This window comes from Allomuricauda sp. XS_ASV26, assembly GCF_041224615.1.
Lineage (GTDB): Bacteria > Bacteroidota > Bacteroidia > Flavobacteriales > Flavobacteriaceae > Flagellimonas > Flagellimonas alginolytica.
This window is the reverse complement of the sequence record NZ_JBGFGK010000033.1, coordinates 63686-85618: the sequence shown is the minus strand read 5'-3', so window position 1 is coordinate 85618 and position 21933 is coordinate 63686. Positions and strand designations below refer to the sequence as shown.

At 41.5% G+C, this 21933-nt stretch carries 23 protein-coding genes; 6 read left to right on the top strand and 17 right to left on the bottom strand.

Annotation, left to right across the window (positions count from 1 at the left end; genetic code table 11):
- Window positions 1-21 precede the first annotated feature (21 nt).
- Window positions 22-519, top strand: a complete 498-nt coding sequence (locus AB9K32_RS12465; protein ID WP_369885368.1) for a hypothetical protein — start codon at window positions 22-24, stop codon at window positions 517-519.
- Window positions 509-1009, top strand: coding sequence for a nuclear transport factor 2 family protein (locus AB9K32_RS12460; protein WP_369885367.1), 501 nt, complete (start codon window positions 509-511; stop codon window positions 1007-1009). The genes AB9K32_RS12465 and AB9K32_RS12460 overlap by 11 nt, the downstream gene beginning before the upstream one ends.
- A gap of 4 nt (window positions 1010-1013) precedes the next feature.
- Here the strand turns inward: AB9K32_RS12460 and AB9K32_RS12455 are convergent, their stop codons facing one another.
- From AB9K32_RS12455 to AB9K32_RS12445, 3 genes are all read right to left on the bottom strand, one after another.
- On the bottom strand, window positions 1014-1715 hold the full coding sequence (locus tag AB9K32_RS12455) for a hypothetical protein (RefSeq protein ID WP_369885366.1): 702 nt from the start codon (window positions 1713-1715) through the stop codon (window positions 1014-1016).
- Window positions 1716-1795: 80 nt separating this feature from the next.
- Window positions 1796-2605, bottom strand: a complete 810-nt coding sequence (locus AB9K32_RS12450; protein ID WP_369885365.1) for an NAD-dependent epimerase/dehydratase family protein — start codon at window positions 2603-2605, stop codon at window positions 1796-1798.
- The gene (locus AB9K32_RS12445; protein WP_369885364.1) at window positions 2598-4868 is read right to left on the bottom strand and encodes a M28 family peptidase; all 2271 of its coding nucleotides are present in this window, start codon (window positions 4866-4868) and stop codon (window positions 2598-2600) included. The genes AB9K32_RS12450 and AB9K32_RS12445 overlap by 8 nt, the downstream gene beginning before the upstream one ends.
- Window positions 4869-4990: 122 nt before the next feature.
- On the opposite strand from AB9K32_RS12445, the gene AB9K32_RS12440 reads away from it, so the two are divergent.
- Window positions 4991-5461, top strand: a complete 471-nt coding sequence (locus AB9K32_RS12440) for a CBS domain-containing protein (protein WP_224835729.1) — start codon at window positions 4991-4993, stop codon at window positions 5459-5461.
- Here the strand turns inward: AB9K32_RS12440 and AB9K32_RS12435 are convergent, their stop codons facing one another.
- The 5 genes from AB9K32_RS12435 to AB9K32_RS12415 form a co-directional block, all read right to left on the bottom strand.
- Window positions 5462-5815, bottom strand: a complete 354-nt coding sequence (locus AB9K32_RS12435) for a hypothetical protein (RefSeq protein WP_369885363.1) — start codon at window positions 5813-5815, stop codon at window positions 5462-5464. It abuts the gene before it with no gap.
- 10 nt (window positions 5816-5825) lie between these two features.
- On the bottom strand, window positions 5826-6398 hold the full coding sequence (locus AB9K32_RS12430; RefSeq protein WP_224835727.1) for a pentapeptide repeat-containing protein: 573 nt from the start codon (window positions 6396-6398) through the stop codon (window positions 5826-5828).
- A complete protein-coding gene (locus tag AB9K32_RS12425) occupies window positions 6398-9547 on the bottom strand; it encodes a glycosyl hydrolase (protein ID WP_369885362.1) in 3150 nt (1049 codons plus the stop codon). Before AB9K32_RS12425 ends, AB9K32_RS12430 begins: the two co-directional genes overlap by 1 nt.
- Window positions 9548-9610: 63 nt before the next feature.
- The gene (locus tag AB9K32_RS12420) at window positions 9611-10102 is read right to left on the bottom strand and encodes a DUF6265 family protein (RefSeq protein ID WP_252078782.1); all 492 of its coding nucleotides are present in this window, start codon (window positions 10100-10102) and stop codon (window positions 9611-9613) included.
- Window positions 10103-10135: 33 nt separating this feature from the next.
- Window positions 10136-10834 (bottom strand): SIMPL domain-containing protein, encoded by a 699-nt coding sequence (locus AB9K32_RS12415; RefSeq protein WP_293297400.1) that lies wholly within the window; start codon window positions 10832-10834, stop codon window positions 10136-10138.
- A gap of 125 nt (window positions 10835-10959) precedes the next feature.
- Between AB9K32_RS12415 and AB9K32_RS12410 the strand changes: the two genes are divergently transcribed.
- Entirely contained in the window at window positions 10960-12096 is a 1137-nt protein-coding gene (locus tag AB9K32_RS12410) for a glycerate kinase (protein WP_338197927.1), read from the top strand.
- Here the strand turns inward: AB9K32_RS12410 and AB9K32_RS12405 are convergent.
- From AB9K32_RS12405 to AB9K32_RS12390, 4 genes are all read right to left on the bottom strand, one after another.
- A complete protein-coding gene (locus tag AB9K32_RS12405; protein ID WP_224835722.1) occupies window positions 12093-12695 on the bottom strand; it encodes a GNAT family N-acetyltransferase in 603 nt (200 codons plus the stop codon). The genes AB9K32_RS12410 and AB9K32_RS12405 overlap by 4 nt on opposite strands.
- Window positions 12696-12798: 103 nt before the next feature.
- Window positions 12799-13269, bottom strand: a complete 471-nt coding sequence (locus tag AB9K32_RS12400) for a hypothetical protein (RefSeq protein WP_224835721.1) — start codon at window positions 13267-13269, stop codon at window positions 12799-12801.
- A gap of 53 nt (window positions 13270-13322) precedes the next feature.
- Window positions 13323-13817 (bottom strand): Dps family protein, encoded by a 495-nt coding sequence (locus AB9K32_RS12395; RefSeq protein WP_338197930.1) that lies wholly within the window; start codon window positions 13815-13817, stop codon window positions 13323-13325.
- Window positions 13818-14043: 226 nt separating this feature from the next.
- On the bottom strand, window positions 14044-14280 hold the full coding sequence (locus AB9K32_RS12390) for a hypothetical protein (protein WP_224835719.1): 237 nt from the start codon (window positions 14278-14280) through the stop codon (window positions 14044-14046).
- Window positions 14281-14479: 199 nt separating this feature from the next.
- Here AB9K32_RS12390 and AB9K32_RS12385 point away from each other — a divergent pair, with 199 nt between their 5' ends.
- Window positions 14480-14812, top strand: coding sequence for a single-stranded DNA-binding protein (locus AB9K32_RS12385; protein WP_338197933.1), 333 nt, complete (start codon window positions 14480-14482; stop codon window positions 14810-14812).
- A gap of 142 nt (window positions 14813-14954) precedes the next feature.
- Window positions 14955-15359, top strand: a complete 405-nt coding sequence (locus tag AB9K32_RS12380; protein ID WP_338197936.1) for a hypothetical protein — start codon at window positions 14955-14957, stop codon at window positions 15357-15359.
- 162 nt (window positions 15360-15521) lie between these two features.
- On the opposite strand, the gene AB9K32_RS12375 is transcribed toward AB9K32_RS12380, so the two are convergent.
- The 5 genes from AB9K32_RS12375 to metG form a co-directional block, all read right to left on the bottom strand.
- Window positions 15522-15683 carry a hypothetical protein gene (locus AB9K32_RS12375; protein WP_224835716.1) on the bottom strand — a complete coding sequence of 54 codons (162 nt, stop codon included), beginning with the start codon at window positions 15681-15683 and terminating at the stop codon, window positions 15522-15524.
- A gap of 83 nt (window positions 15684-15766) precedes the next feature.
- A complete protein-coding gene (locus AB9K32_RS12370) occupies window positions 15767-16609 on the bottom strand; it encodes a phosphatase PAP2 family protein (protein ID WP_338197938.1) in 843 nt (280 codons plus the stop codon).
- Window positions 16610-16643: 34 nt separating this feature from the next.
- Window positions 16644-17543: a histone deacetylase gene (locus AB9K32_RS12365; protein WP_338197941.1), complete on the bottom strand. Its 900-nt coding sequence runs from the start codon at window positions 17541-17543 to the stop codon at window positions 16644-16646.
- On the bottom strand, window positions 17544-19676 hold the full coding sequence (locus AB9K32_RS12360) for a Tex family protein (protein ID WP_338198078.1): 2133 nt from the start codon (window positions 19674-19676) through the stop codon (window positions 17544-17546).
- Window positions 19677-19784: 108 nt separating this feature from the next.
- On the bottom strand, window positions 19785-21881 hold the full coding sequence (metG, locus tag AB9K32_RS12355; protein ID WP_369885361.1) for a methionine--tRNA ligase: 2097 nt from the start codon (window positions 21879-21881) through the stop codon (window positions 19785-19787).
- Between the last annotated feature and the right edge of the window lie 52 nt (window positions 21882-21933).

The window sequence follows — 21933 nt, the reverse complement described above, 5'->3', positions numbered from 1 at the left end:
TTAAAATTTGTACATTCGCTTATGCGAAAATTGTTAGGTATTTTACTGCTGTTCTCCGTACTGGGAGGATGTAAGAAGGTTGAGAAGGCCACGGCCGAGGTCGAATCTCCCGAGTTGGAGTTCGATTATCAAAAAATGCCGGATAAAATTGAGTTCAACCCGGAAGCAACCGCCATAGTTGAGGAGTGGCCAGAGTTCAAGGATTTGAATTCCAGTGTGGACGTACTGTACAGGGCAACCAACAACGAAGATTTGGCCCTGGCCATAGACGATCTTATCGAGAAAGAGAAAAAAATGACCAACGGTAAGTATCCCGAACTTTTCGATACCTTTCAGGTAAAGAGTAGGCAAAGTGTGATGCGCACTTTTCTGTACAAGGCAAAAGCAAGCATCCTAGAGAACCAACCAACAACTGGTCCGATTGTGGAAGCCCTGGAAGCATATAACAACATGCGAAAACAACTAAACATAATAGTAAATAGCCAATTGGATAAAAAACTGATCTTGGATGAAACATAAAATTATAATTATCACTGTACTGTTAATGGTAAGTACCGTTTTGGCCCAGACCAGTGATGAGCAAAAAATAAATAAGGTGTTGGATAACTGGCACATGGCAGCGGCCAATGCAGATTTTGAGGCTTATTTTGGCAATATGACCAAAGAAGGGGTGTTTTTGGGCACGGATGCCATGGAAAACTGGCAAAATACAGAGTTTAGGGAGTTTTCCAAACCATATTTTGATAAAGGAAAGGCATGGAACTTTACTACCGTCCAGCGGAATGTGTATCTGGATGATTCTGGGAGTTTGGCCTGGTTCGATGAACTTTTGGATACCCAAATGAAAATATGTAGAGGTTCGGGTGTGCTCAAAAAAGAAAATGGGCAATGGAAAATTGCCCATTATGTACTTTCAATTGCCGTTCCCAACGAATATGTGGATGAACTTGTCCAAATCAAAGAAGAAAAAGACAACGCAATCTTAGAGGAGCTAAAAAAGAACAGATAATAGATTAGTTCCCGTCGCTCTGGGCTGCTTCTTTTTTTCTGGCTTCCAATGCCTGTTTGCTCAAACTCGCCAAGTTAAAGTTCGGTGCAATCTTTAGGGCTTCATCTATAGAAACTATGGCAGCATCAATATTTTCTTTGTCCAGATTGAAATCTGCCAATCCTTTTAAATGATAAAATGCAGCTTTTAAAGGAACCTCGTAGGGCTGCTGACGTTCGTAAAAAGCATACTTCATTTCGTCGGTGGCATTGGCAATACCGTACTCAATGTTCACTCTTGCATCGCTGGTTTCACCGGTCTGTATCTTAAGGTCGGCCATTTCGTAGGCCAGGTAAGGAGATGGATTTCTCGAGAAAAGCTCCTCAAAATGCTCCAATGCCCTTTTGGGCTGGTTAAGCGCCTTTAACGAAAATGCTTTGATCTGTACGGCAAGATCGGAATCAGTGGCATCTTTATCCACACCTATAGTGTTTAGGGCCTGCATGTGTTGTCCGTTGTTCATATAAACAAAGGCCAAGGTATCCTTTCTTTCTTTTGATGGCGCCAAAACGTTCAAATGGGTCAACGCTCCAATAACACCGTTTACATCTCCCTGCAAACGCATTTCTTTGTAATACGCTTCATAATGTTTTAAAAGTTCGTTGCTGGTTTGCGAAATACCGCTAATGCCCGTTAAAAGGAGCAATACGAGTATAGTCTTTTTCATTGATCTTCAGTTTAGTGCGCCAAATCTAACAAAATAATCCCAACCAAGCTGTTAAGAATACAATAAGTAATGGAAGGTTCTCAGGAAACAATGGAGGTAGTGAAGTTATGGGATTTGTTTAAAAAATTCTGGCTCAAAACGATTTTTCCCATTGCCTTGGATGATGTTTCTTTATACGATGGCGTGGGGATTCCTCTTTTCTGGGCCTCCTCAAAATAGTACAATTGCTTTTTGGGATGATAAGGGTAAACACCGTTGAAAATTTCGCCCCAATAACCTTCTTCTAATATGGTTTGGATCATGTGAATGCAATCGTACAGGTGAATCAAGTTGATGGCATGGTTGCCGTTGCCAAGTTGCTTCCTACCCGATAAGGTGGTCACAGGGTGTCTGTCCGGACCAATTAGCCCTCCAAAGCGGACTATAGTGGTATCGAGGCCAACTTCTTTTTGGAACATGTTTTCACATTGCACCAATTGTCTGCCCGATTCCGTATTGGGATATACTGGTGTTGCTTCGGTAACCTCTCCCTCCAAATCTCCGTATACCGCAGTACTGCTCACAAAAATAATATTGGAAATTTCGCTGTCTTTCAATTCAGATATCAGGAACTTTATTTTGTCAACAAAACTCTCGGCATTATTGCCTCGTAACTTCGGTGGCACATTAATGATCAAGGTCCCGACTTGGGAAAGAAATTCCTTAATATTTCCCTCGGTTCCAGTTTCGGTCAAACGAATTTCGAAGGGTTCAATACCTTCTTTTTGTAATTCCATTAATTTATCGGTGGAAGTGGTGGTCCCTTTAACGTGATATCCTTTTTTTATCAATGATTTGGCCAAGGGAAATCCCAGCCAACCACATCCCAGAATACCAATATATTTATTCAAATCGCAAAGTTTTTATGGTCAATATAGCATCATTTAACACAAAAGGGGTGGGAATACTGTTTTTTGGTCTTTTCGGTATGCTAAAATCCGGATGTGTCAACAAATCGTTGGATGCTTCGTATAAAGTGAGTTCCAATACCGAATCCTTAGGGAATTGGAGTTGCAGTTCTGTAAAATCATTATTGGAAATATAATGAGTGACCAACCTGTTTTTCCTGTTTTCGAGGAAATAAGGGGATAATTCGATTTGGTTCACTTTTGCCTTCGATAAATTGATCGGATTGGTAAATACCTCAAGGCGGTTCACCGTTCTTTTCGGTGTGATGCAAAGTTCTATTACCCTGTTTTTCCCAACAATAGTGTCCATCACGGTATCAATATAGGATGCTTCCAGTTGTTTTTTTGGTGCATCTGCCACATAATTTAAGTTAGTGCGGTATTTGCTGGATATGGTCTCAGCTTTAGGTTTTCTTTTGTTTTCGTTAATAAATTGGCCGTTCCAATCAATTAGAACGTTATCGTATGTGGCCCATAGTGCTGAGTCGTCGTCCGTATTATAAACATATAGCAAACTGCTGGGTTTTGGTCTTTCTTCGTTGAAGTCGGATTGTATGTGACTCGTAATTCCGAATGCAAAAAAAAGAAGCAGAAATAAATAGGCCAGTCTCCTTTTACTTTTTAACTGACCTAAAAATGGGAGTGCCAGGAAAAACAACAACGTCGTAAAAAGGGTCGCGGCCACCATCATTTTTAAACCAAGGCCTACGGGAAACATTTTAATGAATGGGGAATAGATAAGAACCGCGGGCAAGGCCAAGAACAGCATTAAAAATGGATTGGGCTTCTTTTGATTGGTGGTTACGAGCAGCCCTGCCAGCAAGCCGAACAGGGGAACTATAAAAAAACTGGCGCCTTTTAAGTATTGTGCTACCAAGCCGCAAATTAGCAACCAAATAAAAATAGGGGCTACCAATAAACTTGGGGTAGGGGTTTTTCGGAATTTATGATAGGTGTAAAAGCAGATAAACAGCGAGAACATAACATACACGGCAATGTAAGTATGGCCGTTATAGGTAAACCCGTGGAGCATATCCTTATACCCGGGGTACCACCATGTAATTATGGCCCAACAAAAATACCCGACCGCACTGTTCACCATTAAGGTGATGAGGACGGGAACAAAGCCTTTTAAAACATCGTTTGTTTTTAAGACCTGTTTTTTAAACCCTGAAAAAAGTAACAGGACAAAAGCCAAAACTGCAATGCCAAATGCGGGCCAGATCCACTCAAAAGGATAGGAAACCAGATTAAAGATGGGGATATTGAAATACACATAATCATCCAAACTTTTTAAATTATCCAAATCGGCATTACTAAAATGTGCGAGCAACGGCATTAAATAACTGCCTTGGTGAGCTAGGGTTTTTCGGTCCAAACGCTCATAATTGTCCAGGGCGGTGTGGTAATCAAAATGGTCATCTATAAAAGCAAAGTTAAATCCATCAATATCTGCATCTTCCCTAAAAACGGTTAGGTCGGTATCGTTGGGGAGCATTTTATAAATGCTATAGGCCAAAGAGTTCGCAACCGGGTATTTGGGATTTGCTTTTGTAAATTCCTTGATCAAAGTGCCATTGCCGCGATTGGTCTCTATAAGCATATAACTGGGCCCGCCGCTACCGCGAGCCTCAAAATTTAGGGCTAGCCCCACATTTTTTGCCCAAGGGTGTTTATTTACGAAAAGGTCGGCCCCATTAAGGCCAAGTTCCTCGGCATCGGTAATTAGGATAATGATATCGTTCTCTGGGGTTTCATTGTTGCTCAAAAATGCTCGGATTCCCTCCAAAATTGTGGCAACTCCACTACCTGCATCACTTGCTCCAAAGGAGGAATGGGGGCTACTATCGTAATGCGAGAGCACCAATAATGCTTTTCCGTTGCCACTGCCCTTAATTCTTGCCAAAATATTCGTGGCTTTGCTCAGATTGCCCCAGTCTCCAGCGGTGTAACCCTGTTGTGTGGTAGTTTCTAGACCCATTTTTTTGAGTTCGGAGATAATATAGGTCCTGGCTCTTTGGTGTCCTGGAAAACCAACGGCATGTGGTTCTTTGGATAATTCTTTTACATGGGAAAGTGCTCTATCTGTGGAGAAAGCTCCCAACGGGGCATCCTGATCGGTTTTGTACTGGGGCGTCAAGGATCTAAAACTCCAATACACGGCAAGAAAAAGTAGAATTAGGGCAAGGGTCCGGGAAAACTTCATGGCGTAGTGATATTCATAATTTAAAATGTGAATATATGAAAGGTTCTCATCTTTAAGCGCTTAAAATTAGGTTATTCGCTAAAAAAAACTATATTTAAGAATCAACTTTAAAATCTAACCTTATGGCAATCAAAAGTTTTCAAGGCATACGGAGCAAGGAGGAGAACAAGAAAAAGTACAATGCCCCAATTTTGGTGGAAGATTACATGACCAATAAATTGATCACATTTTCCCCTGAACAGTCCATTTTGGAAGTAATGGAGACGTTTGCCAAACATCATATTTCCGGTGGACCAGTGGTAGATAATAATGGGTTTTTGGTAGGAATCATATCCGAGGCGGATTGTATGAAACAGATATCGGAGAGTAGGTATTTTAACCAACCCATTTTGGATAAAAGTGTTGAGCGGTTTATGACCAAAAATGTAGAGACCATTCCCCACGACATGTCCATTTTCGATGCAGCGGGCGTATTTGATCGTCACAATAGGCGCAGATTGCCCGTTATGAAAAACGATATTCTCGTTGGGCAGATAAGCCGAAAGGATATTGTGATCGCAGCACTTAAATTAACGTCGCACAGTTGGAAATGATCACTCCCTTTTTACGATCATAAAATAGTCGTTGTCCAGCGGCAAATACCCTAGATCGTACACAAAAAAATAGGTACTGCCCTTTTTTGTGGTATATAGGTTTGTAATGTATTCAAAATCAAAACCTTTATCCAACAAACGCATTTTTGTGGTCTTTGTTTTCCCATCCCGGAGGGTAAAGCCATTCAGTATCCGGTAGTTTTTGCGCAATTTGTTGTTTATGTTGCGTACTAGGTTTTTATTGTCTCGGTTAAGTCGGTTGTTATAGGCGTTCCTACAATGGTCGGAACAGTACTTTTGATCTATGCGACCGAGTAGTTTTTCACCGCAGACCAAACAATTTCTTTCGGACATGTGATAAGATTTAGGTTACCACAATATCATACTTTTTTAATAAACCGATCAATCCCTCTTGGCTAAACCTGGTTTTCCTTAGTTGGTTGATGGTTGGATCTATATTAAAACCAAAGGCAGTACTCAAATCGGCTCCGCTTAGATCCGTATTCTCGAAAATAGCATTGTCAAAATCACAATTTGGAAATTTGGCCATAGTTAATTGGGTGTCTGTAAAATCGGTTTGATGCAGCCTGCAGTCCATAAATTGGATTTGGGGGAGGTTCATCCCAATAAATGATGCCACGGATAAATTACAGTCCAAAAAACGCAAAGTCAATAAAAGTTGATTACAGGTCTCAAATTGAACCCCCACCATTTTACAGCTTTTAAAGGTTGCACCATTAAAAATGGTATGGGCAATATTGGTATTGGTAAGGTCGCACCCATCAAAAGTGCAGTCCACAAAATTCTGGTTGTCCAAAAAACCTTTGGAGAACAGGCAGTCCACAAAACTACATTCTTCATAATCGCCTTTGGGCAATTTTGTTTGGGTAAAATCCTGTTTTACGAACTCCTGTTCCAGCCAAAAGTTATCCGCCATTACTCCTTGGTCAAGATTATGGCGGGCACATCCAATGCTTTGAACATTTGGTTATATGTTCCCATACCATCCACTACAATGGCGTTTTTTTCATCTTCGTAAGTCTTCCATTGGGCCAAAAGATCACGTAACCTTTCTTTGGCACCTTGGGTTACCTTTGGTTCGGCCACATCTACAAAGCCTTTCAAATGCATAAATTCGGCATTGAGTTGATTTTTAAAATTGATTACATCTTGGAAAGTTTTTTGGTTGGGCTGGATCAGCTTTTCTTCCCAATTGGTTATTCTCTCCAATAATTCATCACCGTTTTCCAACAATGCTTTGGCGTTTTCGTGGTCTTTAAGCAATTTTTTATAATGTTTTAACTGACTTTTGGCCTCGCGCATTTGGTTTACGGAATGGTGCATACTTGCCACTGTTTCATCAATTTTATTGAGTACCGATTGCTGTTCTGCGTAATCCATGGGAGTGCCACTAACTTTTGGATTGGCAAGAACCGTTGCTTCTGTTTCTACGGAACGTCCCTCGGATGTTAAACGTAAAGTGTAAGTGCCAGGGGACACACGAGCTCCTTTATAATTGCCATAAACAAAAACTTTGTCCACGGCAGGAACAGCCTCTTTGCTAAAATCCCATGTAAAACGGTTGTACCCTTTGGCCGACGGCAATACATCGGGTTTTGGAGGTCCACCGGGCCAGCTTTTAAAACTCTTATCGGGTTGATTGGTCACTGTTTTTATCACCTTGCCAGCGGAAAGTACCTCGAGTTTTAGTTCTATCGTGTCCAACTTTTTGGGCAGGTAGTAATCAAAAGTAACGCCCGATTTTGGGTTTTGACCCAACCCTGGAACAGTGGAATTGGTGCTTCCATTAAAGATGCGATAGGAAGGTTTTGGGGGCACAATTTGAAGCTCGGAAGTTGGTTCGATGCTATGTTGGATCGCTCCTAGATCATCCAGAATCCAAAAAGAACGACCGGCTGTTGCCGCTACAAGATCATTATCGTGGATCACCAAATCATTGATGGGTACCACAGGAAGGTTTAATTGCAGCGGTTGCCAGTTGGAACCATCATCCAGTGAAACAAAAAGACCTGTTTCGGTACCGGCATACAGTAACCCTTTTTGCTTTTTGTCCTCACGCACTACACGGGTAAAGTTGTGCTCGCCATTTATTCCGTTGGTTATTTTGGTCCAAGTTTGCCCGTAATCGGAGGTTTTAAAAATATAGGAGTTCAAGTCCATGAACTTATAGCGCATCAATGTAATATATGCTGTTCCTGGCTCGTGCGGGGATACTTCGATGCTGTTTATAATACCTTCTTTACTATTGGGAGGGGTAATATTTTCCCAGCTTTCACCTCCATTTTTGGTAATATGGACCAGTCCATCGTCCGAACCGGCATATAAAACTCCTTTTTCGTGAGGGGATTCCACCAAGTACATAATGGTATTGTAGTTTTCCCCACCAGCTGCTTCGTTGGTGTATGGGCCACCTCCCGGACCTTGCTGGTCGGGATTGTTCCGGGTAAGATCGGGGCTCACTACTTCCCAGCTATTGCCCCCGTCCTGTGTTCTAAACACCACGTTCCCGGCATGATAAATGGTGTTTCTGTCGTGGGGGGAACTGATTATAGGTGCGTTCCAGTTGTAACGGAACTTAAAGTCTTTGGGAACTTTGCTCAGTCCCAGTTCTGGGTATTCTTTTATGGGCTTGGATTCTCTTGAAGCCTTTACCCATTTTTCGATGATACCTTGGTAGCAGCCACCATATATCACCTCCGGATTATCGGGGTCAAAGGCCAAATAAGCGCTTTCGCAACCTGCCACGGAATACCAATCTTTCCAATCAATTCCATAGCCATGTGTTCTGCTTGCAATGGAAATGGCAGAATTGTCCTGCTGCCCACCATACACGTTGTACGGTACCAGATTATCGGTAATTACGCGATAAAACTGCGCCGTAGCTTGGTTTTGCTGTGTGCTCCAGCTTTTACCTCCGTTGTTGGACACATTAGCACCTCCATCGTTGGAATTGACCATGATCTGGTTGTTCTCGGGATGGATCCAAAGATCATGGTTGTCACCGTGCGGTGTGGATACCGTGGTAAAGGTTTTTCCGCCATCGATGGATTTGGTAACGGGAGCATTGAGAACATATACGATGTTTTCGTCTTGCGTATCGGCATAAATTTCCATGTAGTACCAAGATCGTGCTATATTGATACGGTCCTTATTGGTCTGCCGCCATGTTTTGCCAGCATCGGTACTTTTATATACTCCACCTTTTTCACCTTCGGCTTCGATTACGGCATATACAACCTCGGCATTTGCCCTAGAAACCGAAATTCCGGATTTCCCAAACTCTTTTGGAAGTCCTTTTTCCATTTTTTTCCATGTAGTCCCACCATCTGTGGATTTATAAAGACCCGAAGAGGCACCGCCAGATTCCATTGTCCAGGGATATCTGCGATGTTGCCACATGGATGCATAAAGAATCAAAGGGTTGTTCATGTCCATACTCAAGGAGGAAGCGCCTGTATTTGAGTCCACAAAGAGTACTTTTTCCCAGGTATTGCCGCCGTTGGTCGAACGGTAAATGCCTCTGTCCTCGGATGGGCCATATTGTGCGCCTTGGGCAGCGACAAAGATGATATTTGGATCTGTAGGATGGATTATAACATCCGAAATGTGGCGTGTGTAATCCAAACCTATATGTTCCCAAGTTTTACCGGCATCGGTAGATCTGTAGACTCCATCTCCCATGGATGTCATAACCCCCCGAGCGGCGTGTTCGCCCATTCCTGCGATAACCAAATTAGGGTTGCTTTCTGCAACGGCAATATCGCCAACGGTTCCGGTTTTTAGAAATCCATCGGAGATGTTCTTCCAGGTAAGACCATCATCGGTGGTCTTCCAAATGCCACCCCCAGTGGTACCCATATAGTAGGTGTAGGGTTGCCCTACTACACCGGTGGATGTAACGCTTCGGCCGCCACGGAACGGACCAATGTTTCGCCATTTTAAACCGGGAAAAAGTGAGTCGTTGACTTCTGTGGAGGGTTGGTTGGATTTTTTGTTTCTTCGTTGTGCATCAACAGGGTGCAAGGCCAAAAGTATGGCACATAATAGTAAAGGTCTTATTTTCACGAGAGTGTTGGAATTAGTTAGTCCGTTAAAGATACTAATTCAACGTATTCCAATGAAACTAAATTACTTCACTTTCTTGTAAGCGAACAGGATTTCTTCTGTATTGTTGTTTTCTTCAATAAGTACATGGACATTCATATGGTCGTCATCAATTTTTTCCATGGTGAGCCCTTCAAAATACACCTTGTTTGGTTCTAGTTTTACTAGTTTAAAATCAATGGTTTTATCTTTTTCTTCCCAACCTTTCATATTGCCGTCAAAATGCTTGAGCTGGAGAATTATGGAATCGTCCGATTGTTGGATATGACCTGATTCGTAGAATGAAACTTTGCCATTGTTCACTAGTCGAAATACAAACATCATAGAATTGCCCATTGGTGCACTCCAAATTTCTTCGGCCGTTCCTCCGAAAGCTTCGCCAATCCAGTGGCCCTTGATCCATGAAACATCCTCTAGATTGGCTTTTGGTGATGATTGGCCTTTGTTCAATTGCATTGTATGTTGGGCGGAAACAAGTCCCGCCCACAACAAGAAAATAAGTGTAATATGTTTCATAATGGTTTTTTGGTCGGTGTTACATTACCATCGTTAATTGGATAAAGCAAATTTTACGTTTACAGTGGTCTCCACATTGATTTTCTCAAAATCGATGTCCAAGGGCTGTGCCTGACCCATATCAGCAGAAACCGCTTTCATTTCCATCATGGGGGCTTGGTTGTACCTAGGATAGTAATTTGAATTATCTGCAATATGGATGGCCATGCCTACTTTTTGGCCCAGAGGTCGGGTCAGGGCATCGGCTTTTTGTTTCGCTCTCTTTACTGCTCGGGATTTTAGTTCCAGCTCTAATTCGTCCATCATGGAATATTCGGTTTTTTCGATATGGGTATTGGCAATATCCAATTGTTCCAAAGCCATCATAACATCACCGAGTTCTTTTCCCGAATAGACCAAAAGCGAATATTGTTTGCTTTTTAGGACTTCCTTTTGGCGCAAAAAGTATTTTTTAAAATTGCTGCCCATGTCTTTTATCACAAGTTGTTCCGTGAGGTCGATGCCCATGGCTTTAAAGCGTTGTGCCATTTGGTTTTCTTGTTCCTCTACAGAAACACGGCCTTTGGTATCCTTTTCTTGGATAATGATATTGAGGTATATTCTATCCGGGGTCACCAAAGTGTCCACTTTGGCTTGTGTTTCCAGATAGGGGGTGTCCAAAAAGTTTTTGGATTGGGCAAAAGTTACCGATGAGAACAGCGCTGCGGCCATTAAAAAGATCGTTTTTTTCATGATTAATTTTTATTAAAGGTATATACTTCATCTTTACATTCAAAACATGTGCCGTAGTCTAATTTGAAAGTTTTGATTCACATGAATGTATGGGTTAACTGAATTAACTTGAGTACATTGTAGGCATGAAAATTATTTTGGCACCAGATAAATATAAAGGCTCCCTAACTGGATGGGAATTTTGTGAAATAGTTGCCCGGGGCATCAAAAAAGTTTTTCCCAATGCAGAAACAGTGTATCGACCCCTTGCCGATGGTGGGGACGGTACCATCGATGTGGTTATAGATTACCTAAAGGCATCTAAAGAGAAGATTGTTGTTACAGACCCGCTTTTTAGGAAGATTACCGCCTTTTACCTGCTTTCCGAGGATAGGCAAACGGCTTTTATTGAAATGTCCGAAGCTTCTGGATATAAATTATTGCAAAAATCCGAGATGAACTGTATGGATACCACAACCTTGGGAACAGGTGAAATGGTGGTGGATGCACTTGAAAAAGGAGCCAGAAACATTGTATTGGGCATTGGAGGAAGTGCAACCAACGATGGAGGTATGGGTATGGCCCAAGCCCTTGGTTACGTTTTTGTGGATGCGAATGGAAATCAGCTAAAGCCTATTGGGCGAAATCTGGGCAAGGTAAGGGAAATACGAACAAACAATCTACATCCAAAACTGATGGATACAAAAATTCAAGTGGCCTGCGATGTGACCAATCCATTTTATGGAGAGCTGGGTGCTGCTAAAATTTATGGGGCTCAAAAAGGAGCAACAGAAGAAGAGATTACCTTTTTGGACGAGGGTTTAAGGCATTTTGCGAATATTTTGCGATCAACTTTTAAGATTGATGTCCAAGAGATCCATGGCGCCGGTGCAGCCGGTGGAGCAGGAGGTGGAGCGATAACGTTTTTAAATGCGGAATTGGCCTCTGGCGTAGATTTGGTGATGCAACTTGCCAATTTTGATAAAGTGCTGCAGGGTGCCGATTGGGTAATTACCGGGGAAGGAAAGCTGGATTCCCAAACCTTTTCCGGCAAAACCATTAACGGAGTGGTAAAATCGGCGAAAAAACAGAATGTACTCGTTGCCGCACTCTGTGGTTCGGTAGAAGTGACCATTGGACAAATACAAGAAATGGGCCTGGATTATGCAGTGTCGATTCTTAATGAAGTAGGCAATTTGGACGATGCCAAGGCAAATGTCGAGGAGAACTTGGAATTGGCGAGCTATAATTTCGCAAATATGCTGAAATTGGGCAAAAGCTAATTTATAGGTCTAATCCCCATCTTAAATTCCAAAGAAGTTTTTACGGTTTTCCATTCGCTGTTCAAAATGGAAAAAACAACGGTGTCCCTTAGGTTTCCGGAACCATCTATTCTATGGTTTCTTAAAATACCATCTTGTTTTGCGCCTAGTCGAAGAATGGCATTTCTGGATGGATGGTTGTGAAAGTGCGTCCGAAATTCTACGGCAATGCAGCCTAAGTTTTCAAAAGCATATTTTAACAATAGGTATTTGGCCTCGGTATTGATGCCTGTGCGCTGCACTTTTTTGGCATACCAAGTTGAACCGATCTCCAATCGTTTGTTTTTTGCATCCAAATTCATGTAACGTGTGCTGCCTACAATGGTGTTGTTCTTTTTATTGATTATGGCAAATGGCAATGCGGTTCCATTTTCCTGTTCGTTCAGGGCAACATCCAAATAGGCATCTATGGTCTTGGGGGAGGGGACCGAGGTGTACCATAGTTCCCAAAGCTTTCCATCCGATGCGGCGAAGGCCAAATCTACTTTATGGGATTTTTGCAGGGGCACCAGTTTTACCCATTCGCCTTCCAGTTGTGTGGGGCGTAACCAAGTTTCCATAGGTTGAATTTTAGGTCAAATATAGGCTTTATATGGGCATATAAAATTGAAAAAGCCGGAGATTATCTCCGGCCGTTCATCAATCAAAAAACGAAATTAAAACTTATTTCGATTCAAATTCCTCGATAATAAAGAAGTTTTTACTCTTCTTATCTACGAGATAATTGCTTTCCAGAACATTGTAGTGCATGGATTTGTCGTCTACATTGATATCAAATCCTTTGTCCGTCTGTACTACTTCAAAATCATTGTTTTCGGTACCCTTGTATTTTAATACCATATAATCATCGTAGTTGTTATCGGAATCACTATCAATGGCCACTAGTTTGGTAACATAGGCGGCTGATGTTTTTCTATCTTGGTTTACCATGCCCTTGTCCTTATGGTCCAGTTCCATTCCGTATTTTCTGCGCTCCATTACCTTAACACTGTACTGTAGCTCCTTGCCATTTTCAGAAACGGTAAAGGTTTTTAATTGTGTGGTCGCTTTCATAACGCCGGAAGTCTTGTTTTGCCCATATCCCGCAAATGCGGTCAAGGTGGCAATAGATAGTATGGTGAATAGCTTTTTCATAGAATTATTTTTTAAGGTTAATACTTTGTTTTTTCGAGAGTGCCGACTGGTTTCTACTTTAGGAAAGAAGTGAACATCCAGTGTCTCTTTTCCAATTCGGTCATAAATCCGGTAATCATGTTTTCGGTTACCACATCGCCGGTTTCCAGAGAGGCATTTACCGCATCTAGCATTCTATCGTGCAATATTTCATAGTCGTGGAGCACTTCCCTTACCATTTCCAACGCGGAAATTTCTTTTTCTTGCTCTTTGATCTTGGAAAGCTCCAGTGTTTTCTTAAAGGTAAAATTGCTTTTTACTCCGAATACCCGGATTCTTTCTGCAACGACATCGATATTTTCCTTTACCGTATTGTACTCGTTTTCGAATTCTTCATGAAGTTCAAAAAAATCGGGCCCTTCGATGTTCCAATGAAAATTTCTCAGTTTATTGTAAAAGACCTGATAATTGGCCAATAAGGTGTTTAAACTGACCACGATTTCAGCAGTTTCCAAATATGTGAATCCTAATTTTTTGAATGTTTTATTTTTTGCTTTAACAGCTTCCATATACTAGATTTTTTATTTGTTCACTGTAAAAGTATAAGAGATTGCCCGGGAGGATTGATCGTAACGATTTAATTCTTGATCCAATTGGTTTTTGGGCCGATATCGATAGGGTTTTAGGCCTTTTCCCACTGTGTTTTGAAGATTTTAGCAGTAATTATTTATACTGAAAATTTTGTGTAAGTAGTATAAAATCAACCTTATATGAAAATTTAGCAACCGTTAAGACCTATTTTGGTTTGGATGGTAGGCGCTCATCGGGAACAATGAAACCCTGTAGTAGAGAACTGTACAATTTCGGGGATATGTCCGTAAGATATTCTTTGGTTTCACTGAATATTTTTTGAGGATTTTCGTGTTCGGTATCTTTTTCCTGAATATATAGGATTTCATTGATGTCTAATAACGTTTTACTAATACTGAACCGCTTAATGACCTTGTATCTATTAATATTTCTGATGTGCATGAAGTCGAATGATTAAATATATTTCTTATGACACAAATTAGGGATGAGGGGTCACTTATAATCATGCGTAATTATTTACATACGTTTACAAACGAAAACAAATAGTTGCATTCCGAATACAGTTTTTTTGTGGATATAAGTTTGCCCTATCGAATCAGCAGGATTCAAAAATTGAATTTTAAACTTAAATCTTACTATTATGAATTCACTAAGAAACAAAGTACAATTGATTGGCAACCTGGGGAACGACCCAGAGATCATTGTTCTGGAAAATGAGACAAAATTGGCCAAGTTTTCCATCGCGACCAACGAGACATACAAAAACAACAAGGGCGAAAAAGTAACGGATACCCAATGGCACAATATCGTGGCCTGGGGCAAATTGGCCGAAATATCAGAAGATTTTCTAAGCAAGGGCAAAGAGGTTATTATCGAGGGCAAGCTCGTAAACCGTTCGTACGAAACCAATGAAGGTGAGAAGCGGTACATAACGGAAATCAAATGCAACGAATTGTTGATGTTGGGCAAGTAAGTTTAGTTGTTCCAAGGCGACAAAAAGAGGAGAATAACGATTTTTTTGGCTTTTACATTAGGGTAAATGTAAATTAAGTTGTTATAAAGGCAAACGCCAGAACTTTAGATAATGAACACAGTATTTAGAAGAACTCAGACAGATGAGATTAAAAGTTCACATCACGGTATTTTTAGCGTTAGGGCTGGCGGCCATTGCTTCGGCACAAGAGAATGACCTTTCCTTTTACGAAAACCAAGCCAAAAAAGACGCCTATAAAGAACAAACGGCCATTTTTTTAAATGTAGATGACGAAAAAGATTTTTGGCAAGATCAAGTCCGATACGAAAAGGAACTAAAAACCAAAAATCGTCTGGCTTATCAAGTATACATGACAAGCAAGCAGGAGGCATACTCCCAGTATGCCCATTCTTGCAACAATCAGTGTACGCATAGCGATTACTTCTACGAAAAGGCAAGTATATATTTTACATACAAGGACAACGAAAATATATCCAAAGGGGCTGTGGGTTCAATTGTCCAAGTAGCTTCTCCAAGAATTTTTTGATTGCATATTTTTAGTTGGTTAATAAATGCGCCCCAATTGTTGGGGCGTTTTTTTGTGGATATCGTATTAACCAACGCCTGAACATACCAAGGGTTCTATGTTCTAATTAGGCAATGGGTTATTTTTTTTGAAGATTTTAAAATCTCGGGAAGACAAACCTATCTAAGCAACTTTTTTCAGAAGATCAAAGCACGGACATTTTTTACAGCGCTTGCTCTCGCTCTTCTTATATTTTTTACAGCACTTGGATTTTACCTTACCAGTTGGGGGCAACTCTCTAAGTTGTGCCTTTTTGAGCTTTTTCTTGTCCTTTTTCTTTCCCATTGATAGAAATGAAATACCGGAGCAAAAATAATTATTTTAAATAAATCTAAATAAAATTTAACATTATTGCATTTTGAGTCAACCTAAAAGTTAACGGAGACACCAACCCTATTGGGACCAAAAGATAGGTTCCAACTTACGTCTTTGGGTCTTTTGTTGTTATATTTTTCATTGTATTTGGAGTCGAGGTAACGATCAATGGACTCTACGATAAAAATACTTAGCACAGTACTAAACGCCACATCCGAAAACCAATGGAAATCATCCAACACACGGACTAGTCCAGGAATCATCCCAACAGTATAAAGGCCTCCTTTTACCCAAGGACTTTTAAATTGCTTTGCAATGGCATAAGCGTTGCTAAATGCAAGCATGGCGTGTCCGGAAGGGAAAGAATCATAATCGTACACCCGGTCCAAATGAAAAGGATCATAGGTTCCCGATCCAGCACCACTTTTAGGTCGTGCCCTACCAATGATCCGCTTACTTACCTGTTGAAGAAAGCCCCCAGCAGTGGCCGAAGAAATTAAAAGAACCCCGGTTCGGCGAAGTTTTTCATTTTTGGTAAATAAGCCGGCAAGATATACGCCGCCCGTTAGCATATAATTGTTTTCGGGAGCACCATATTTGTTTCCATAGTCCATAATAAGGTCGGGAACATCCTGGTCAAAACCATTTTTCCAACGGTTAAGTTCATCATCAACTGTAAATAGTAGTAATGTACCGCCAGTTAAATAACCAAAATTGGCCCAGTCGTTACCTTTCCAATGGAATGGACGGGAGTAGGCATATCCAACACCACCAAACATATTGCCAACGTCGTAAGTGAAGTTGTTCCAAAGGTTTTTTTCTTTTTTAGGTTGTAGATCTTGTCCCGAAATCGTGGTCGTGAAAAGAACTAGAAAAAGGAGTTGTAGAGGTTTCATGATGATGGTTTATACTAGGTTGTCGCAAAAATAATTATAAAATATCTTGAGCAAGCCGAAAAGTGTTGGCATGCGCTTCGACAATGGTCTTAATATCTGGTGAATATCCGCCGCCCATACTGCATTGTACGGGAATGTTTTCATCGGAACATAATTGAAGTACAAATCGGTCACGCTCCTTGCAACCTTCCAAGGTCATCGACAATGTGCCCAATTTATCCGAATCGAGTACGTCCACGCCACAGAGATAGAATATAAAATCCGGTTGCACTTGCTGCAATAATTCCGGCAATGTTTTTTTAAGCAGGGAAAGGTATTCTTGATCGGTGGTGCCTTTTGGAAGAGGTATGTCCAAGTCGGATATTTCCTTTTTAAAGGGGTAATTGCCCTTTCCGTGCATGGAAAAAGTAAAAACAGAATGGTCTGTCCTGAATATTTCGGCGGTTCCATTGCCTTGGTGCACATCCAGATCAACGATCAGTATCTTATTTGCGAGATCGTTCTTTAACAAATAACGGGCCCCAATGGCTTGGTCGTTCAACATACAAAATGCTTCCCCTCTATCGGAATATGCATGGTGGGTTCCACCTGCGATATTCATGGCGATACCATTTTCAAGTGCAAATTCACAACCTTTAATTGTGCCATCGGCAATAATACGTTCCCGTAGGACAAGCTCATCACTGAGAGGAAAACCGATTTTTCGAACGGCACTTTTGGAAAGCATTAACTCTTTAAGATCATTGTAGTAGGTTTTATCGTGCACCGATAAAATATGCCGGTCTTCCGGTAGCGCGGGCTCAAAAAAGTTCTCCTCGGTACAAGTGCCCTCATATAACAGTTGTTGAGGTAAGAGCTCATACTTGATCATTGGGAATCGATGCTTCTCGGGCAGCGGATGTTTGTATATGGGATGATAGGCTATTTTTAGCATTTAAACATCCTTTTTGTGCAATGCCAGTTGAATTCGTTTTCTGGGAACATCCACATCCAAGACCTTGACCACAACTTGTTGATGAAGGCTCACATGCTCGTTAACGTCTTTTACAAAAGTGTCGGCAAGATTGGAGATGTGGATCAAGCCACTTTCTTTAATGCCGATGTCCACAAAACAGCCAAAGTTGGTGATGTTGTTTACGATACCCGGTAATAATTGGCCTTCACGTAAATCGTTGATTTCCCTAATGTTTTGGTTAAATGTGAACACTTTTGCTTTTTCGCGTAAATCTAAACCAGGCTTTTCCAATTCCTTCACAATATCTTCCAAAGTGGGCATTCCGATTGTATCTGTACAATATGCTTTAAGGTCGATTTCCTTTAGAGCAGAGGTGTTTCCCACAATTTCTTTAAGGGAGATTCCCCGGTCTTTGGCCATTTTCGAGATCAAACTGTAACGTTCGGGGTGAACGGCAGAATCATCCAAAGGATTATCACCATTTTTGATACGCAAAAAACCTGCGCTTTGCTCAAAGGCCTTACCGCCCAAACGAGCTACCTTTTTAATGTCCTCCCTATTCTTAAAAGCACCATTTTCGTTTCTGTGGGCCACTATGTTTTCGGCCAATTTGGGCCCTATTCCCGATACATAGCTCAATAATGGAATACTGGCCGTATTAATGTTTACTCCTACGGAGTTTACACAACTTTCCACAACAGTGTCCAAAGAAGTTTTTAATTGTGCTTGGTCCACATCGTGTTGGTATTGCCCCACCCCAATGGATTTAGCGTCTATTTTTACCAATTCTGCCAAAGGATCGGCCAATCGTCTACCAATCGAAACAGCTCCCCTTACCGTAACATCGTAGTTTGGGAATTCATCTCGTGCAATTTTGGATGCGGAATAAATGGAAGCACCTGCTTCACTTACCACAAAAACTTCGATGGGCCTTTTAAAAGCAATCCGTTTTACCAATTGTTCCGTTTCGCGCGATGCTGTTCCGTTACCAATGGCAATGGCCTCTATTTTATGGGCATCCACCAAAGAGCTTATTTTTTTGATGGCTCCAGAACTATCGCGTTGAGGAGGGTGCGGATAAATGGTTTCGTTATGTTTTAAATCGCCCTGTTCGTCCAAACAGACTATTTTACAGCCAGTCCTAAAACCAGGGTCAATGGCCAAAATGCGTTTTTCGCCAAGTGGAGCACCGAGCAATAACTGTTTCAGGTTTTTTGAGAAAACTTGTATCGCGGAAGCGTCGGCTTTTTCCTTGGCAATTTTTAAAAGTTCGTTGGACAGTGAAGGAAACAAAAGTCTTTTATAGGCATCGGCAACGGCTATCTCGATATGTTCTGTGCAGCTGTTTTTGGTTTTGATCAATCTACGTTCCATATTTTGAAGCGCACGTTCATCATCAATTTCAACTTTCACACGGATAAAACCTTCTTTTTCGGCGCGCATAATGGCCAAAAAACGGTGAGATGGACATCGGTTCAAAGGTTCGCTCCAATCAAAGTAATCTCGGAATTTTTGTGCCTGCTCATCATCCTTTTTTGTCTTTACCACTTTTGTGGTAATCAGGGCGTGGCGTTCCAATTGACCTCGGAGCTGATTTCTTATATCGGTACGTTCATTGATCCACTCGGAAATAATGTGTCTGGCACCTTCCAGGGCCTCGTCCTCATTGATTATCTCTTTATTTAGGTATTTGGAAGCGATGAATTCGATGTCATCACTGCGCTGCGCCATTATAATTTTGGCCAAGGGCTCCAGTCCATGTTTACGGGCAGTCTCCGCTTTGGTCTTCTTGCTTTTTTTAAAAGGTAAATACAAATCTTCCAGACTGGTAAGGTCCTCGCAGTTTAAAAACTTTGATTTTAGTTCTGGAGTAAGTGCGCCTTGCTCATCTACAGCTTTTAGAATAGCTGTTTTTCTTTTTTCCAATGCCTCGAACTGGTTCTTGAATTCCACTATGGAACCTATTTGGACTTCATCCAGATTGCCGGTAAGTTCCTTTCTGTAACGAGAGATAAATGGAACGGTACAATCTTGGTTCAAAAGGGTCACTGTGTTTTCCACACTCTTTTCCGGCAATTGGGTATGGCGGACAATATAGGGTACAAGCTGCATCATGTTTGTTTAGTATTTGTAACTTCGAGCGCAGTCGAGAAGTTTTACTATCCAAAATTTTTAAGAGGATCTCAATTGTGCTCCAAAGCACAGTTTCTCGGTAATGGATTAACTTATAACTTCACCATTTAAAACTCCATCGGCATCAGGATTTACAAAAACCAGTTTCTCCTCTTTGTTCTCCGTCATCAAGATCATCCCCTGACTTTCTACACCGCGTAATTTTCTAGGAGCCAAGTTTACCAATACAGTTACTTTTTTGCCCACAATATCCTCTGGCTTAAAACTTTTTGCAATACCCGAAACAATGGTTCGCGTATCCAGACCAGTATCTACCTTTAAAACCAAAAGTTTATCGGCTTTTGGCATTTTTTCGGCTTCGATAATGGTTCCGACGCGCATGTCCAGTTTGGAAAAATCATCGTAAGTAATGGTGTCTTTTTGTGGTACTATTTTGTTTTCCATGGTAGCTGCGCTATTGGTGGTCGAAGCATTTTCTTTTTTAGTGTCTTCCAATTTTTGTAGCTGATGTTCAATTTCAGCGTCCTCGATCTTACGGAAAAGCAATTCACTTTTATTGATGATGTGTCCGGCAGGGAGCAGGGTATCTTCAGAAGACACACTTTCCCAAGAAGTCTCGACCTTGCCAGACTGGACATTAAGTATGCCTTTCAGTTTTTTAGAAGTGAAGGGCAAAAATGGTTCGCTCAAAATAGCCAAACCTGCAGCAATTTGTAAGGCAACGTACATTATTGTCTTGACCCGTTCCTCGTCGGTTTTGATCAACTTCCATGGTTCTGCATCGGCCAAATATTTATTGCCTAAACGTGCCAGGTTCATCAATTCTTGACTTCCTTCTCGGAAACGATATCGCTCCAGTGAGTTGGAAAGTAGATCCGGATAGCTTTTTAAGGAACTCAAGGTTTCTTTATCAGTGCTTGTAAGTTCTCCGGGCGCTGGTATGGTGCCGTCGTAATATTTATGTGTCAAAACAGCCACACGGTTCACGAAGTTGCCAAAAATGGCCACCAATTCGTTGTTGTTGCGTGCCTGAAAATCTTTCCAGGTAAAATCATTATCCTTGGTCTCGGGTGCATTTGCTGTTAAGGTATATCGGAGTACGTCTTGCATATCTGGAAATTCTTCCAAATATTCGTGCAACCAGACCGCCCAATTTTTAGAGGTGGACAGTTTGTTCCCCTCCAAGTTCAGGAATTCGTTTGCGGGCACATTTTCCGGTAGTATATAATCACCGTTGGCTTGTAACATGCTCGGGAAAATAATGCAATGGAACACAATATTGTCCTTGCCTATAAAGTGGACCAATTTGGTGCTTTGATCTTTCCAATAGGGTTCCCAATCCTTGCCTTCGCGTTCTGCCCACTCTTTGGTGGAGGAAATATATCCGATCGGGGCATCGAACCAGACATATAGTACTTTGCCTTCGCCGCCATCCACTGGAACGGGTATTCCCCAGTCCAAATCACGGGTTACGGCCCTAGGTTTTAGGCCCTCGTCTATCCAAGATTTACATTGCCCATAAACATTGGGTTTCCAGTCGGACTTATGACCTTCTAAGATCCACTTTTTTAAGAACCCTTCGTAGCGGTCCAAGGGCAAAAACCAATGTTTTGTCTTTTTTAAGGTCGGTACCGTTCCCGTTATCGTCGATTTTGGGTCGATCAAATCCGTTGCGTTGAGAGATGACCCACAATTTTCGCACTGATCGCCATAAGCTTCGTGGTGCCCGCATCTTGGGCAGGTTCCGATTACAAATCTGTCTGCCAAAAACTGGTTGGCCTCATCATCGTACAATTGTTCGGTTTCTTCTTCTATAAAATCACCTTGCTCGTACATTTTTTTGAAAAATTCCGAAGCAGTTTCATGGTGCACTTGCGCCGATGTCCTGGAATAGTTGTCAAAAGAAATACCAAAATCGGCAAAGGATTTTTTAATGATGCCGTGGTACTTGTCTATTATTTCTTTGGGGGTAACACCTTCCTTTTTGGCTTTCATGGAAATTGCCACGCCGTGCTCGTCGCTCCCGCAAACAAAGGCAACGTCGTTGCCCTTTAATCTTAAATAACGGGAATAAATATCTGCAGGGACATAAACTCCGGCCAAATGTCCAATATGAATGGGACCGTTGGTGTACGGAAGTGCTGCGGTAATGGTATATCTGGAAGGTGATGTATTCTGAGCCATGTAAAATTCTAATTAGGCCCCAAAAATACTGATTTTAACGGGATACACATAA

Coding starts and splice junctions, on each gene's coding strand:
- AB9K32_RS12465 (WP_369885368.1), top strand. CDS start 22: ATGCGAAAATTGTTAGGTATTTTACTGCTGTTCTCCGTACTGGGAGGA.
- AB9K32_RS12460 (WP_369885367.1), top strand. CDS start 509: ATGAAACATAAAATTATAATTATCACTGTACTGTTAATGGTAAGTACC.
- AB9K32_RS12455 (WP_369885366.1), bottom strand. CDS start 1,715: ATGAAAAAGACTATACTCGTATTGCTCCTTTTAACGGGCATTAGCGGT.
- AB9K32_RS12445 (WP_369885364.1), bottom strand. CDS start 4,868: ATGAAGTTTTCCCGGACCCTTGCCCTAATTCTACTTTTTCTTGCCGTG.
- AB9K32_RS12440 (WP_224835729.1), top strand. CDS start 4,991: ATGGCAATCAAAAGTTTTCAAGGCATACGGAGCAAGGAGGAGAACAAG.
- AB9K32_RS12435 (WP_369885363.1), bottom strand. CDS start 5,815: ATGTCCGAAAGAAATTGTTTGGTCTGCGGTGAAAAACTACTCGGTCGC.
- AB9K32_RS12430 (WP_224835727.1), bottom strand. CDS start 6,398: ATGGCGGATAACTTTTGGCTGGAACAGGAGTTCGTAAAACAGGATTTT.
- AB9K32_RS12420 (WP_252078782.1), bottom strand. CDS start 10,102: ATGAAACATATTACACTTATTTTCTTGTTGTGGGCGGGACTTGTTTCC.
- AB9K32_RS12415 (WP_293297400.1), bottom strand. CDS start 10,834: ATGAAAAAAACGATCTTTTTAATGGCCGCAGCGCTGTTCTCATCGGTA.
- AB9K32_RS12410 (WP_338197927.1), top strand. CDS start 10,960: ATGAAAATTATTTTGGCACCAGATAAATATAAAGGCTCCCTAACTGGA.
- AB9K32_RS12405 (WP_224835722.1), bottom strand. CDS start 12,695: ATGGAAACTTGGTTACGCCCCACACAACTGGAAGGCGAATGGGTAAAA.
- AB9K32_RS12400 (WP_224835721.1), bottom strand. CDS start 13,269: ATGAAAAAGCTATTCACCATACTATCTATTGCCACCTTGACCGCATTT.
- AB9K32_RS12395 (WP_338197930.1), bottom strand. CDS start 13,817: ATGGAAGCTGTTAAAGCAAAAAATAAAACATTCAAAAAATTAGGATTC.
- AB9K32_RS12390 (WP_224835719.1), bottom strand. CDS start 14,280: ATGCACATCAGAAATATTAATAGATACAAGGTCATTAAGCGGTTCAGT.
- AB9K32_RS12385 (WP_338197933.1), top strand. CDS start 14,480: ATGAATTCACTAAGAAACAAAGTACAATTGATTGGCAACCTGGGGAAC.
- AB9K32_RS12380 (WP_338197936.1), top strand. CDS start 14,955: ATGAGATTAAAAGTTCACATCACGGTATTTTTAGCGTTAGGGCTGGCG.
- AB9K32_RS12375 (WP_224835716.1), bottom strand. CDS start 15,683: ATGGGAAAGAAAAAGGACAAGAAAAAGCTCAAAAAGGCACAACTTAGA.
- AB9K32_RS12370 (WP_338197938.1), bottom strand. CDS start 16,609: ATGAAACCTCTACAACTCCTTTTTCTAGTTCTTTTCACGACCACGATT.
- AB9K32_RS12365 (WP_338197941.1), bottom strand. CDS start 17,543: ATGCTAAAAATAGCCTATCATCCCATATACAAACATCCGCTGCCCGAG.
- AB9K32_RS12360 (WP_338198078.1), bottom strand. CDS start 19,676: ATGCAGCTTGTACCCTATATTGTCCGCCATACCCAATTGCCGGAAAAG.
- metG (WP_369885361.1), bottom strand. CDS start 21,881: ATGGCTCAGAATACATCACCTTCCAGATATACCATTACCGCAGCACTT.